The organism is Hahella chejuensis KCTC 2396 (genome assembly GCF_000012985.1).
In the GTDB taxonomy this organism is placed as follows: domain Bacteria; phylum Pseudomonadota; class Gammaproteobacteria; order Pseudomonadales; family Oleiphilaceae; genus Hahella; species Hahella chejuensis.
Genome location: NC_007645.1, coordinates 2,038,646 through 2,052,992 on the forward strand (window position 1 = coordinate 2,038,646; position 14,347 = coordinate 2,052,992).

Consider the following 14,347-nt stretch of genomic DNA (forward strand, 5'->3'; position numbering starts at 1 on the left):
GTCCTTGAGCTGCGACTGTCCGCGCAACAAGACACGCCGGGTTATTCTGTTATGTATATGTCGTCGCCATGAACGCGTTTAGGGCGTATCAAACCCTGCGCCAGGATGATTAGTTTCGTGAATTCAGTAGCTTGGAAATATGCGGAGGGGATGTGGTTAATAAATGTTCAGAGGTGCTGACAGATTGCGGAAATGTCGCCAGAAAGTTGTCTGGTTAGTCGGACGCTCGTCGTTATGCGCCGCAGATTTTGCATGAATTTACAGGAGCCCCCCTAACGTCGCAGTGCGCTTGATTTAAACTGATCCAGCCTGTGTTTACGGAGAGGCGAGTGTCTGATGAAACGGTCTATGATTGCGCTTGTGATCTTCAGTGTGCTGTCGCTGTTCAGTTTCGTCAGCCGCGCGGACAGCGTTTTGCACATATTCACCTGGGAAGACTACCTGGACCCGGAGGTGGTCGCCGAATTCGAGAAAACCCACCATATCAAGCTGAAGTTCAGCTATTTCCAGAACGAGGAGAAGCGCGATCGCATCATGGCCACGCGCAACGGCCAGGGCTTCGATCTGATTCTGATGGACGGACTGACGGCGGAGGCTTACATCAAGCTGGGCTGGGTGGCGCCGTTAACCGAAACCGAAGTTCCCAATCTCAAATACAACAATGACCTGTGGCGTCGCCATCAACCGGCGTTGGCGGGCTATGTCGCCCCCTACGCCTGGGGCACGCAGGGCGTTGCGTATCGGTCTGATCTGGCGCCTCCGGTATCTCGCTTCATGCAGTTGTTTCGTCCTGTGGACGAACTGAAAGGCAAAATCGTGATGACGCCGCAAGCCACGGAGATGTTGCCGATCGCGCTGCAGACCCTGGGATACGACATGTATGACGAGTCCCCCCAGGCGCTGACCCTGGCGGCGGAGCTGATCGCCGCGCAGAAGCCTCATGTGCTGACCTATCGCTCGCTTAAGACTAACGGCGAATCGCTGTTAGTGACCGGAGAGGCGGTGGCCGCCGTGGCTTATAGCGGCGATGCGTTGATGCTGAAGCAATATAATCAGAACATTGAATATCGCTTGCCGGAAGAAGGCGGCATTGTCTGGTTCGATTACTTTATTGTCAGCCGTTACGCCTCCGACCCGGACGCCGCCTATCAATTTCTGAATTTCATCAGCGAGCCGCGCAACGCCGCCCGCAATTGTGAATTCACCTTTTCCGCCACCTATAATGAAGAAGCATTGAAGATTTTGCCGGAGGAACTGCTGGCCAACCAGACCGTGTTTCCCGCCATCAACTCCAGGATGGGAACCCATAAAGCGCCGAGTACGCTTTATAAGCGGCGCATGATGAGCATCTGGCACAACCTCGGGTTCGAACAGATTTTGCAATGAAGTTACGCGCGCGGCTGATCATTACGCTGGTTGTGGCGACATTCACCTGCTTTTTGAGCCTGGCCACCGCGCTGTACGTAGAACTGACGGCTTTCTGGGAAAGTCGCAGTCGCCACTTGCTGGACGAGTCGGCCTCTCTGGCGGCCGCCAATGTGAATGGCGCTGTGGAGCACACGTTGGCCAATATGCGTCTGCTGGCTTCCGAAGATGTATTGGACCGTTATTTGTCCATGGGAGAGGAGCGTTATACTCTCATGTACGATGTTTCCGCCAAGGCCCTGAGCCGTTACGCCACGTTGTTTCCTGAATATCTGGAAATTGTCCTGTTGTTGCCCGACGGGGTGGAGGACATCCGCATCGCTGACGATATCCGCTCTCCGGAAGCGGAGCCAGCGGGAGAAAGTCTGTTCCAGCAGGCGATGCAGGACCCCTATAACACCTATTACGACTTTATAGACCAGGAACGCTTTGACGGCCCTCATCTGACCTTTTACCGGGCCCTCTACATGATCGACCGCTCCCTGGGGGCCTACGAAAACAATAAGGTGGTGAAAGGCGTGCTCAAATTCACCGTGAACATGAACTGGTTGATGCGGCATGACCCTGGCGGCGATGCGGCGGAAGTGGAGGCCACCTTTATCGCCAGCCGGGGACGAGGCGTGATATATACGTCGGACCTGTCCAAGGCGCAGGCGCGCGCGTTGTCCAATTCCCCGGGCGCCAGTGGGGAAGGGCCGAATCAATACATAGCGCGGATGTTGGGAGAGGACTATCTGGTGGATTCGCGCCCCTTGATTGGGGATTGGCGTCTTTATAATACGATGCCGTTTTCGGAGGCGCGCAGCGAATTTCATCGTTTGCTGTTCACCGCCATTGTGGTGTTGGTGGTGGTGTTTGTACTGCTGGGCTGGTTTATTTACGTGCAGATGGATCGCATGATCGTACGGCCGGTGAAAGAGTTGGCCTCCGCCACCTATCATATCCTCCATGCGCCGGACAAAGCCAAATCGCTGCGCATGCAAGGCGGTGAGATAGGGCGTCTGCAACAGGCGTTTCTGGAGATGGAAGGGCGGATTCGTCAGTACACGCAGGAGCTGAAAACCCAGGCATACACTGACAGCCTGACCGGATTGCCCAACCGTCACGCCATGGCGCATATGCTGGCGTTGTTGATGGCGCGCAATGAAGAGCGCAAGCAGTCACTGGCGCTGTTGTTTATAGACCTGGACGGCTTCAAACAGATCAATGATGTATACGGTCATCAGGTGGGAGACAGTTTGTTGACCGCAGTGACCGGTCGCCTCTCTTCTGTATTGCGTCCCTCCGATGTGATTTATCAGATTTCTGAAGAAGACGCGCTGGACGAAACGGATGAGGAGCGCAACATTCTGTTCCGGCTTGGCGGCGACGAATTTACTATCATCGTGCCCAACATTGGCGCCCGCAAGAATGCGGCGGCGGTGGCGCAACGGGTGCTGGATCAGCTGAAGCCCCCATTCAAAGTGGAAGGGCAGGAAACCTTTATCGGGGCCAGTATCGGCATTGCGATGTGCCCGGATGACGCCGACGGCGTCAATAATCTGATCAAATATGCGGACACCGCCATGTATTCCGCCAAGGCGCACGGCAAGATGCGGTTTGAGTTTTTCTCGCCGCAATTGGAGCACAGCGAGCAGGCGCGACTGGCGTTGGATAATCTGATCAGTAAAGCCTTGGACAAGGATGAGTTCATCATCTGCTTCCAGCCAATCATCGATCTGCGCACACGGCGTCTGGCGGGATTTGAGGCGCTGGCGCGGCTGTATTCCGGGCAACACGGCTGGATCAGTCCACTGGAGTTCGTCCCGGCGGCGGAAAAGCGCGGCATGATTGATCACATCACCTTGTTGGTGGCTTCACATGCCTGTGAGTTTGTAAAAGCGCTGGAAGAGAAATATCACTTACAACCGAGCGTATCGATAAATATCACCGCGGGACAACTGGCGGTGGGTAAAGTCTTTGACAAAATCAATCAGCTGCTCGTTGAGTTTGGCATGTCCCGCAACATCTTCGAGTTTGAGGTCACGGAAAGCGCGCTGTTTGAAAATCGCAAAGGCTGCGCCGTCACTCTGGATAAGCTGCGCAACCAGGGCTTTCGGGTCTCGCTGGATAATTTCGGCGTGGGGTACTCCTCCCTCAGTCACCTGAAAAAATTCTCCTTCAACACGCTGAAGATAGACCGTTCATTTCTGCGCGACCTGCATGACGATGAAGCCGGCCAGGCCATTCTTTCCAGCATTATCGCGATGGCGAGGAAAATGGACATGGCGGTGGTGGCGGAAGGCATTGAGACGATGCAGCAACTGGAGGTCGTGGAAAGCCTGGGCATTCATCTGGCGCAGGGGTATCTGTTTTCGCCGCCGCTGCCTGCGGAAGCGGCGTTAGCGTTGTATGAACAGGACGCCGCCATCCGCTACTGACCAGACTTGCGGGGCAGTAACGGATGGCATAACTCTGACTAACCGGGTCCCTCTCGCAGACTGCGTTTCACCGAATAGTACGCACACGATTGCATGGCGTGGTTCAGGTTTCGGCGTTATAGTGTGGGCGCTTTGCTGTCGAACTGATTTATAAGGGGAAGTTTGTGAGAATTGCAGTATTTTGCGGCTCCAGCATGGGCGCCAGAGAGGAATATCAAGTAGCCGCCAAAGCGCTTGGCGAAGAGCTGGCGGGACGGAATATTGAATTGGTGTACGGCGGCGGTCATGTCGGCCTGATGGGCGTCATCGCGGACGCGGTGCTGGCGGCCGGAGGCAAGGTGACGGGTGTGATTCCCGTGGCGTTGAAAGAAAAGGAAATCCAGCATACAGGCCTGACTGAGCTGTTTGTGGTGGCGGATATGCACGAGCGCAAAGCGAAAATGGCGCAGCTGTCGGACGCTTTTATCGCCATACCCGGCGGAGCCGGAACGCTGGAAGAAATCTTCGAGGTCTGGACCTGGAGTCAGTTGGGCTATCACAGCAAACCCAGTTGCTTTTATAACGCGCTTGGTTACTACGACAAACTGCTCGACTTTATTCGGCATATGCAGGATGAGCGTTTTCTGAGTCAGGGTTATGTGGACGCGCTGCTGATCCGGGACAATCCGGCGGAACTGCTCGACGCGATTTTGACTTACCAGGCGCCTCCCGGAAAGTGGTGACGCTTTGGACGCGGACTACCCGCGTCTAAGCCTGCGGGGCCGGCTTGCCTAGCAGCGCCGGTCCCAGCGACGCCAGCAGGGCCCCGCCGACAATCAATCCGCACCCGAGCAATACCGTTAGCGTAAATTCCGCTTCGCCAAAGCCGATCAACAGTAGCGTGGAGATTAACGGCGCTGCATATGACAGAACGCCCAGCAACTGAATGTCGCCGCGTTTGACCCCGTAGTCCCAGGTAAAGAACGCAATCCCCACCGGGCCTAATCCCAGGCCAATCACACCGAGCCATTGCCCGCCGCTCAGCGGCCAGACGGTCTCTTCCAGCACGCCATGACACAGCGCCGCCAGCGCGGAGACGCCCAGGCAATATAAGCCCACTGCGTCAGAAGGGACCGCCGCCAGGGTGCGGGACAGCACCGAATACAGCGACCAGATCAGGGCGCAAAGCAGGGCTGCGCCGTAGCCGCCCAGGTAACGCAGATCGAAGCCTGCGCCGGGGCGCCACAGCAGCGCCCAGCAACCGGCCAGGGTCAGTAATCCGCCAAGCCAAAGCATCTTGCCGGCGGGCTCCTTTAGCAGAACGACGGAGAAGCAGACGATCAGCAGCGGCCAGAGATAGGCGATCAGGCTGGCTTCCACCGGCGGCGCATGATTTAACGCGATGAAGTAAAACAAGTGATAACCGAAAAGACCGCCCACCCCCAGCAACCAGGCGCGAACCGGTTGCCGCAGCAGACGCAGAAGACTGCCTCCCTGCGCCACTGTTTTGCCCAGCATCAGCAATGCGGCGATGCAAAAGGTCATCGCCAATAACTGAAAAGGAGGAATGCCGGCGCTCCAGCGCGTGAACAACGCCAATGCGCCCCATAAGACGACGGCGGTGAATCCTATGGATGTGGCGGCTTGTCGGTTCATGACGTTTCTATTTCCGTTGTATGAGGTTTTTCGTTGTCTGAGAGAGAAGGTCGGAAACGTCAGCTTAGCGTTTGGGGAGAGAGAAACTTTGTTGGCAGGGCGCTAATTTTTCTCGCGCGGGCGGAAATGCTTGGGGGATTTGCCGAAGTGACGTCTGAAACGGTCACTGAAAGCGGCCTGATTCTGAAAGCCCGCGTCGAGAGCAATCTGTTGAATACTGAGAGGGCTGTTCTCAAGCAGCTCAAGGGCCAGACGCATGCGTTTATCTCGCAGGTAATCCATGGGCGTCATGCCGAATGCGCTTTTGAACAGATCGGAAAGGTGGCGGCGGCTCAGGTTCGCCGCGGTGGCGACCTGATCAAGAGTGATCGGATCGCCCAGGTGGGCGTCCAGAAAGTGGCGGGCGGCGAGCAGACGTTTGTCCAGGTTTAACGCAGCGCCAAAGCGTTCTCGAAACAACTGCAACAGCAAGTGGAGTATGCGCTCGCGAGAGGTGTCGCCCACTTGCCCCCGGCGCAGCTCCATGGCGATGAAATGGACATAGGATCGCAATCCTGGGTCCAGCTCGATGAATGCCGGTAGACGTCCCAGCGCTGGCTCCATGGCCACCGGCAGATCCGCCACCACAAAGCGGTTATCCTCACCGCCGGCGAAAGCGTGATCCCGGCCGGCTTCGATCACCGCCGCGGTGCGCCGATCCACCATCGCGCCCTGGCCCGCCACATCCAGCTCCAGGCGACCGCTGAGCGGCAGCACCAGCTGGTGATAATCATGGCTGTGGCATTGCGTTTCCGGCGAATAACGCCGCAGGTCTAAAGCAATGGGCGTCGACATGGCGCGTTTCTCTGTGACGGCTGATAGATATATTGGGATCTGTGCGAAAGCATCAGTGTATCGCCAGGGCGCGGAAAGTTCGATGGGGAAACGGACTTTCAATCCGGCGGCGGCAAGTGTGCAGGTGCTGTACTTTTAAACGCGCCTGAGTTCCGCAATATACGGCGAAGGCTGCAAGGGAAGCCCGCGTTCATTATATTGCGGGCAGGAGATATGCAGTCTGTTTTTGGCCCGTGTCAGCGCCACGTAGAAAACCCGGCGTTCCTCTTCCCTGTTGTCGTCTCTCTCTTTATGGTCGGAAAGGGTCGCATTGATCAGGAAGACCGTATCAAATTCCGTGCCTTTTGACGCGTGGATGGTCATGAGATGAATTTTATCCGACTCGGTTTTCTCACTGTTTATCGCCAGCAATTCCTCGGCGCTTTGTTCCAGAGCGACGCCTTTCTTCAAGCCGTCCAATAACTGCTGGATCACTACTTTGGCGGGCAGGCTTTCCATACCTTCCCGGCTGAAGTAGGTGTGGCGCAGCAGGATTTCCCATAGCTGTTCTTCCACTTGCGACGGCGGGCAGTGATTCAGCTTCTTGATCAGGCGAATGTCACGAATGATGTCCGTCGCCTTTTCACCGAGGCTGCCATCGGCGTCGGAGATAAACTGCAGGTATTTGAAGATCGCTTCGTCTTTATATTTGCCGGATTTCTTGTGGCGCCACTGAATATTAATCCGGCTGTGATTGAGGATGTATTCCAGATACTTCTCCTCTAAAGGGCTTTCGCTGCTGGAGGGCGCAAGACACAGGCTCAGAAGCATCCGCGGACCGCGCCTGCGCATCAGCGGAACGCCTTCATTAACCAGATAAGGGATACGGCGGGCGATCAGGGCCTGCTCGATATGCAGACGCTGGCTGTTTTCTCTGTAGAGAACGGCGATCTCGTCGGGGGACGTTCCTGCGTCCAATAGCGTCTGAATATTCGCAGCGACCTCGTTTGATTCGGTCATGACATTAAGAGGCGACGCGAACTGCACCACGCCGTCGCCGCTTTTGTGGGCGCGCATGGCGATGTCGTCCTGCAGACGATGAGGCATGCTGTCAGCCAGCTTATTGCTGAGCTGCACCAGTTTGTTCAACGACCGGTAATTGGTGTCCAACACCCTGACGCTGGGAGATTCATACGCTTCCAGAAACGCCTGGAACACCGTTGGCTCAGACCCCCGGAACTGATAGATGGACTGCTTGGCGTCGCCGACGACCGTGATGGAGACAGCATTGGCGGCCAGCAACCGTATGGCTTCAAACTGCAGGTAATTGCAGTCCTGAAACTCATCGATGATGAAGTGCTTCAAATGGTATTGCAGCGCGTCTCTTAACTCGGCGTCTTCTTTCAACACGTGGCGGGCGATGTAAAGAATATCGTCCGCATCAATGGCGTTGAGCTTTCTTTTTTCCTCGTCCAGGTTTCTCCACAATGCAATCATGATGCGGTCAATCATGCGTTCTCGATTGGACAGCTCCATCGGCGGCGCATAGTCGATTGAGCCGAAACCGTTGGCTCTGGCGCGGGACAGACAGGCGAGAACTTCATTGAGAGAGATGCCGTTGCGGGCGACAAAGCGCTGCTGTTCCTCGCCCAGGTTGGACCAGAATGATTCGATAAAGCCTCTGGCCTCGTGCTCGCTGATCACCCTTGTCGTTTGGTTGTATCCATATCTTTGCGTGACGGGACGATCGGCGCTGGGCTTCAGGATCAAATCAAGGAACAGCTTGTGAAAGGTGCCAATATGGATGGTCTTGGCGATGGGACCAATTAACTCGCCCAATCTCGATCTCATCTCATTCGCGGCCTTGTTGGTGAAGGTCACCAGAATGATGGATTTCGGCAAGGCTTTTTCATTCAGGATAAGGTGTGCGGCCTTGTAAGTGACCACGCGGGTCTTGCCTGAGCCTGCGCCAGCCAGAACCAGAGTGGCCCCGGTGGTTGCGTTAACGGCTTTGAACTGTTCTTCATTGAGATAAGACAGTATATCTTTCAATCACATACCCTTATTTGACCCACAGGAACCTTTCCACGGTGCGGACTGCTCTGCGAAAGTTTGGACGAAACTAAACGATCCCGGGGACAAACTCAATTTCGGATTGCCTGTTCCACAGGAATTATCGGAGGATGCGTCGCTAATCCTGCGCCATGCTTTTACAATCGGGCGAGTATTTAAAATCCGTTACGGCGGCGATGGCGTCCCGAACCTTTTTGAGGCCTGTATGATCGAAAAGCTGGAAATTCATCATCTGCGGACATTGGACGCATTGTATCGCTTCGGCAATATCACGGCCGCGGCGGAATCTCTCGATCTGTCGCAGCAGGCGATCAGTCAGCAGCTGAAAAAATTGCGGGGAATTCTGAGCGATCAGTTATTTGTGCGGACCGGCCATGGCGTGGCTCCAACGCCCTACGCCAAGCAGATCGAACCGCATATCCAGCGGGTGCTGGCGCATTTGCATGCGATTCCGCTGCCGGAAGCTTTCTCGCTGGCGAAGATGGAACGGACTTTGGTGATTTCCGCGACGGATTACACCCAGAAAGTGATCGTGACGGGGCTGGTGGCGGAACTGCGAAAGGCCGCGCCCAGGGTGAAAGTCGTCGTCGCCAATATCGAGAGCGCCAGCCTGACCCGGAAAATGCGGCAAGGGGAGATTGATCTGGCGTTTACCTCTCATGGCTATGTGCCGGAAGGTCTGCTGTCAGAGCCGCTGTTTACCGAAAGGTATCTTTGCGTATCCGCTGACGCCGGGTTGGCGGGGCAGGGGGAGATTTCCCTGGATCAGCTGGTTGCGCGCGATTTTATTGTCACCTCGCCGGGAGTGGGCGGCTTCGCCGGGTCGGCGGACGCCTGGTTCGAGCAGCAGGGATTGCGTCGCAACGTGACAATTTCCGCGCCCTCGTTTCATATTGCGCAGGAATATTTAAAGGCGACGGATATGGTGGCCTTTGTGCCGTCGCGGCTGTTGCCTTGCGAAGGGTTATTCGAGATTCCCCTTAAGAAATACCCGCCTGGATACGAAGTGGTGGCGGCCTATCATCCCAGCGCCAAGGACGACCCCTTAATCATGTGGGCGCTCAAGGCAGTGCAGCAATGCGCTTCCCTTGCGTGATCTTGAAGGTCAATCCGTCGGCGCTTGTATCGGTTACAAAGGTCGCTTGATCGCGCCATTGCGCCTGAAGCTCTACTCTGACTGCACATTATTGGTCGGTTTTTAGAGGTCTTTATGAGCATTAGTAAAGTAAACCCCAGCGCGCTCTATGACGGCTCGCCTTTTGGATTGTCTCAGGCGGCGGTCGATACGGAATCGGGTTTGGTGTTTGTGTCCGGGCAGGTGGACTGGGACGCTAACTACGAACTGAAGAGCGACACCATTGAAGCGCAGACAGCCAATGCGCTGGAGAATTTGAGCATCGTGTTGAAAGAAGCGGGGTCCTCCGTCGATAACCTGTTGCAAGTGCGCATATTTGTGAGAGGGGAGCTGGCGGACCACATGGAGAAACTGGCGCCGATACTCGCCAACTACCTGGGCTCCGCGCGGCCCGCGCTGACGGGGGTGGGAGTCGCCTCCCTGGCGTCGCCGGGCACATTGGTGGAAATCGAGGCAGTGGCGAAAGTCCGCCAATAAAGAGCGGTTGTTTTCGCAACAGCGCCGACATCCGTCGGCGCATGACTGAGCCTGATCTGCAATAAGATCAGCGCACCTTAACGCCCAAGGACAGCAACACTTCGCGGATATCTTTCTCCTGATTCTCCAGGAAACGCTGCATGGCGTCGCCGCGATGGTAAAAATTGGACCATCCGTATTTGCTTCTTACCTGCTTCCATTGATCGGTCTGCGACAGCTTTTCCAGCATATCGGCGTATTGGGCGATGTCCGCGGACGACATGCCGGGGGCGGCGAAGAAACCGCGCCAGTTGGCGAAAACCAGATCGTAGCCTTGCTCTTTCATAGTAGGGATGTCAAAGCCTTCCAGGCGTTCATCGCTGGTGACGCCGAGCAGGCGCAGTTTACCGGATTTATAATCGTTGACCACTTCCCCCAGCCCGGTCACCAGGGCGACGCCGACTTCTTTGTACAGCTTCTCCAGGGCGTCGCCGCCGCCATCGCTGGGGACGTAACGCATTTGATCAATGCCGATGCCGGCGGACTTGAACAGGAGCGCGGCGGTAATGTGGTCCAGGCTTTCTTTGGATGAACCGCCGATAATCGGGTTTTTCGCGGCCTGGCTACGAATCAGCTCCGCCAGTTGCGAGACGGACTGAATCGGCGAGTCCGCTTTCACCGCCACTACCTGATACTCCGCAATCACCGTGGCGATGGGGGTGATGTCGCGGAAGTCTTTGTCTATCACCCCGGTCAGGCTGCGCAGAATCAATGGCGTGGATTGCACCATCAAGGTCTCAGAGTACTTGGGCGCGTTGCGCACCAGGTCATCCAGGGCGCGTCCGCCGCCGCCTCCAGACAGGTTGGTGAAACTGACGCCATCCACCAGTCCGATAGTTTTCATCGTGGCGCCGGTTTCACGGGCGGTGGTGTCCCAACCGCCGCCTTCGCCGCCGGGAATGAGAAAGGCCAGCTCCTTCGCGCCGGCGAAGAGGGAAAATGCGAAAAAGAACGCAAGCCAGGGCAACCGTTTCAATACGCTCATCGTATATACACCTCTACTTTATTGTTTTGCGAATCAGGCGGCTTCAAGAGAAAGGACGTGTCGTTCTGTTTCCGTGTGGTGAGTGAAAGGAAAAAAATTCGCCTGAATTTTAACTATAGACCGGACTTTTGTAGCTGTTGGGATAATAATCAAACTGACTGAAACAATATGGAGGCGGTAGTGGGCGTAAAATACGACCCCCCGCAGTTGAAAAAATGTGTCATAGATATGGAAATCCAATATGCTCGGGAACATTATCTACTAAGCTTAAAGAGATAATTTCGGTCAACCGTGATTTGGGTTGCGTTTCATCCGAAAACAACCGGTGGTAATGCCATAGATGTCGAACTCATCTTCCCTTAATGGCCGTATCCGGACGATATGCTTTCTGATTCTTTGCCTGATGACGAGAATCAGCGGGGCGACGGAGTCTGAACTTACCCCCATCGTTGTGCAGTTGAAGTGGCTGCATCAATTTCAATTCGCCGGTTTTTACGCCGCCATCGAAAAAGGTTTCTACCAGAAAGCCGGTTTTGAGGTGACCCTGCGTGAGGCGGCGCCGGACATTAATCCCATCGACGAAGTGGTGCAGGGCAGGGCGGACTTCGGGGTCGCCAACTCAGAGCTGCTGCTTTATCGCCTGCAGGGCGCGCCTGTCACCGCCGTCGCCGTGATGATTCAGCATTCGCCCCTGGTGTTGGTGAGTCTGGCGGGCTCGGAGATACTCAGTCCGCAGGATCTGATCGATAAGCGCGTCATGTTTCCCCAGGGGCCCTATGGCGCCAATACTATCGGCATCTTGCGCAAAGAAGGCGTGCTGCTCTCCCAAATCAAACAGATGCCATTATCTTTCAACATCAACGATTTGGTGGAGCACCGCGTGGACGCTATGGTGGGCTACGTGACCGACCTGCCGTATCAACTGCGTAAACGCCAGATCGCCTACAACCTGATGGACCCGCGCAGTTACGGCATCGATTTTTACGGCGACACCCTGTTCACTACCGAAAATCGGGCGATGAGCGACACCGAAGAGGTGGTGCGCTTCCGTGAAGCCACGATTGAAGGCTGGCGTTACGCAGTAGAGAACCCGGAAGAAATCATTCGCCTGCTGCAGAGTCAATATAACTCCCGCAAAGAATACGACGAGCTGGTGTATGAAGCCCGGGAAACCATTGATCTGATCGTGCCCAAGCTGGTGGAAATCGGACATATGAATCCTGGTCGCTGGCGGCATATCGCGGACACATTCATCGCATTGGACATGGCGCCCAAAGAATACAGGCTGGAGGGGTTCATATTCGACCCGGACCGCAATGACGCCAGATTAGTGCTGCGCACGGCGCTATGGATTGGCGGCCTGGTGTTGATCGCCGGGACGGTGGGGATTTTCCTGCTGGTGACCTTCAACAATCGGCTCAAAAACCGGGTAGAGTTGCATACCCATCAACTGCGGGAGGCCAATCAGGCGCTGTACGAACAGACGCAGACCCTGATGGAGAAAGAGCAGGCGCTGTACAAACTGAACCATGCGCTGGAAGCCCGGGTGGAAGAGAGAACCGAGGCGCTGGCGCAAGCCAATCAGGAACTGAAGCTGGAGATTGCGGAGAGAGAGCAGCGCGAGCTGTCCCTGCGGCTGCTTTCCAAGGCGGTGGAGAGCAGCCGCAGTGGCGTCATCATCACCAACGCCGATGGAATTATCGTCTACGTCAATAACGCTTTCCTGGCGATGACCGGCTATGACCGCATGCAGGTGTTCGACAAACACATATCCTCTCTGGAAGAGCGAGTCTGTTTCCCGCGTCTTGATCAGATCAACTTCCGTGAGTTGCCCGAGCCGATGATCCGCGATGAACTGCATTGCTACGACGCCTCGCGTAATCAGCACTGGGCGCAGATCTCCATCTTCCCCATTTATGAACAGGCGGCGCGCAACTACGGCGTATTCCGTCCCGCGCCGGAAAAAGTCAGCCATTATGTGGTGACCTGTGAAGACATCACGCTGCTGAAAAAGAGCAAGGACGAAATGGAGCAGTTGGCGTTTTACGACCACCTGACGGGCCTGGAGAGCCGCTTGTTGTTCAAACTGCGCCTGGAGAACGCCATTACTCGCGCGGTGCGCGACAAGTCCATGATCGCCCTGATGTTTATCGACATTGACCACTTCAAGGAAATCAATGACAACTACGGCCATGACGCCGGCGATGAAGTGCTGAAAACCGTGGCGGCGCGCATTAAACAGAATGTGCGCAAGAACGATACCGTGGCGCGCATCAGCGGTGATGAGTTTACGGTGATCCTGTCTGACATTCGCGGCCATGTGGACGCGCGGCGCGTGGCCCAGGGCATCCGGCGGACATTGAATCGCCCTTTCAAGTTTGCGGGCAAAGAATATATCGTCGGCGCCAGCATCGGCATCAGTATTGCGCCTGACGATGGCGTGGAGCTGGATGAGCTGTTGAAGAATGCGGATACCGCCATGTATCAGGCCAAGCGCAACGGCAGGAACGATATCCAGTTTTTCTCTCATTCCATGAATGAAGAAGCCAAGAAGAAGCAGACGCTGGAAGCGGAAATGATACAAGGGCTGTCCAAGAAGCAGTTTCGCCTGGACTATCAGCCGGTGATTGACCTGGAAACCAAGAAACTGGTCGGGCTGGAGGCGCTGCTGCGCTGGAATCATCCCAGCCAGGGCGTTATCTATCCTGACCACTTCATCCCCCTGGCGGAAGAAACCGGCCTGATTGTGGAGCTGGGGAAATGGGTGATCAACGAGGTGATTTCCGCCACGCGTGAGTTGCGTAAGATGGGCTTTTCCGATGTCGGCGTGGCGATTAACGTATCCGCGCGACAGTTACGGGATAAGGGGCTGATAGCGGATATCGGACGTATTGTCGCCGCCAACCGTAACGAGCCCTGTAATATTCAGCTGGAGCTGACGGAAGCCACCATTATTGAGGAACTGGAGCAAAGCAACCGCAGCATCAACGATTTGAACAAGCTTGGCTTTGGCATCACGGTGGATGATTTTGGCGCGGGCTACTCTTCTATGAGCAACCTCAAGCAACTACCGATTGACTGCATCAAGATCGACAAATCATTTGTTCATAATATGCTGAGGAAAGGCGACGATGCGGAAATCGTAAAAGCGATGATTTCCATGGCGCATAACCTGAAGCTGAATGTGGTGGCGGTAGGCGTGGAAGACGCCGAACAGGTGAAATTCCTGAAGGAAAACAAATGTTTTCTCGCTCAGGGGTTCTACTTCTCCAAAGCTGGCGACCTGCATGAAATCATCGGAAAATTCAGCACTCCCAATGTGGTGAAGCTCACTCCCTGAGCTGT

The 14,347-nt window shown here is 55.5% G+C and carries 10 protein-coding genes; 6 read left to right on the plus strand and 4 right to left on the minus strand.

The features are described 5' to 3' along the window. Positions 1 to 336: 336 nt before the first annotated feature. The 3 genes from HCH_RS09070 (at position 337) to HCH_RS09080 (ending at position 4,567) form a co-directional block, all read left to right on the plus strand. A complete protein-coding gene (locus tag HCH_RS09070) occupies positions 337 to 1,386 on the plus strand; it encodes a polyamine ABC transporter substrate-binding protein (protein ID WP_011395906.1) in 1,050 nt (349 codons plus the stop codon). After that, positions 1,383 to 3,845: a putative bifunctional diguanylate cyclase/phosphodiesterase gene (locus HCH_RS32210; RefSeq protein ID WP_011395907.1), complete on the plus strand. Its 2,463-nt coding sequence runs from the start codon at positions 1,383 to 1,385 to the stop codon at positions 3,843 to 3,845. Before HCH_RS09070 ends, HCH_RS32210 begins: the two co-directional genes overlap by 4 nt. Positions 3,846 to 4,009: 164 nt before the next feature. Continuing rightward, positions 4,010 to 4,567 (plus strand): TIGR00730 family Rossman fold protein, encoded by a 558-nt coding sequence (locus HCH_RS09080; protein ID WP_011395908.1) that lies wholly within the window; start codon positions 4,010 to 4,012, stop codon positions 4,565 to 4,567. A 25-nt stretch (positions 4,568 to 4,592) separates the two neighbouring features. Here HCH_RS09080 and HCH_RS09085 read toward each other — a convergent pair whose 3' ends face one another. The 3 genes from HCH_RS09085 to HCH_RS09095 all read right to left on the minus strand — a co-directional run bounded on the left by HCH_RS09085 (position 4,593) and on the right by HCH_RS09095 (position 8,345). After that, on the minus strand, positions 4,593 to 5,480 hold the full coding sequence (locus HCH_RS09085; RefSeq protein ID WP_011395909.1) for an aromatic amino acid exporter YddG: 888 nt from the start codon (positions 5,478 to 5,480) through the stop codon (positions 4,593 to 4,595). 102 nt (positions 5,481 to 5,582) lie between these two features. Next, on the minus strand, positions 5,583 to 6,314 hold the full coding sequence (locus tag HCH_RS09090) for a helix-turn-helix transcriptional regulator (RefSeq protein ID WP_011395910.1): 732 nt from the start codon (positions 6,312 to 6,314) through the stop codon (positions 5,583 to 5,585). A 135-nt stretch (positions 6,315 to 6,449) separates the two neighbouring features. Beyond that, positions 6,450 to 8,345 carry an ATP-dependent helicase gene (locus tag HCH_RS09095; RefSeq protein ID WP_011395911.1) on the minus strand — a complete coding sequence of 632 codons (1,896 nt, stop codon included), beginning with the start codon at positions 8,343 to 8,345 and terminating at the stop codon, positions 6,450 to 6,452. A gap of 226 nt (positions 8,346 to 8,571) precedes the next feature. Between HCH_RS09095 and HCH_RS09100 the strand changes: the two genes are divergently transcribed. Continuing rightward, complete coding sequence (locus HCH_RS09100) at positions 8,572 to 9,462, plus strand: LysR family transcriptional regulator (protein WP_011395912.1); 891 nt, start codon at positions 8,572 to 8,574, stop codon at positions 9,460 to 9,462. A gap of 114 nt (positions 9,463 to 9,576) precedes the next feature. Further along, a complete protein-coding gene (locus HCH_RS09105; RefSeq protein ID WP_011395914.1) occupies positions 9,577 to 9,978 on the plus strand; it encodes a RidA family protein in 402 nt (133 codons plus the stop codon). A 67-nt stretch (positions 9,979 to 10,045) separates the two neighbouring features. Here HCH_RS09105 and HCH_RS09110 read toward each other — a convergent pair whose 3' ends face one another. After that, positions 10,046 to 11,002, minus strand: coding sequence for a Bug family tripartite tricarboxylate transporter substrate binding protein (locus HCH_RS09110; protein ID WP_011395915.1), 957 nt, complete (start codon positions 11,000 to 11,002; stop codon positions 10,046 to 10,048). 403 nt (positions 11,003 to 11,405) lie between these two features. Here HCH_RS09110 and HCH_RS32215 point away from each other — a divergent pair, with 403 nt between their 5' ends. Further along, a complete protein-coding gene (locus HCH_RS32215) occupies positions 11,406 to 14,342 on the plus strand; it encodes an EAL domain-containing protein (RefSeq protein WP_158304941.1) in 2,937 nt (978 codons plus the stop codon). The last annotated feature ends 5 nt before the right edge of the window (positions 14,343 to 14,347 follow it).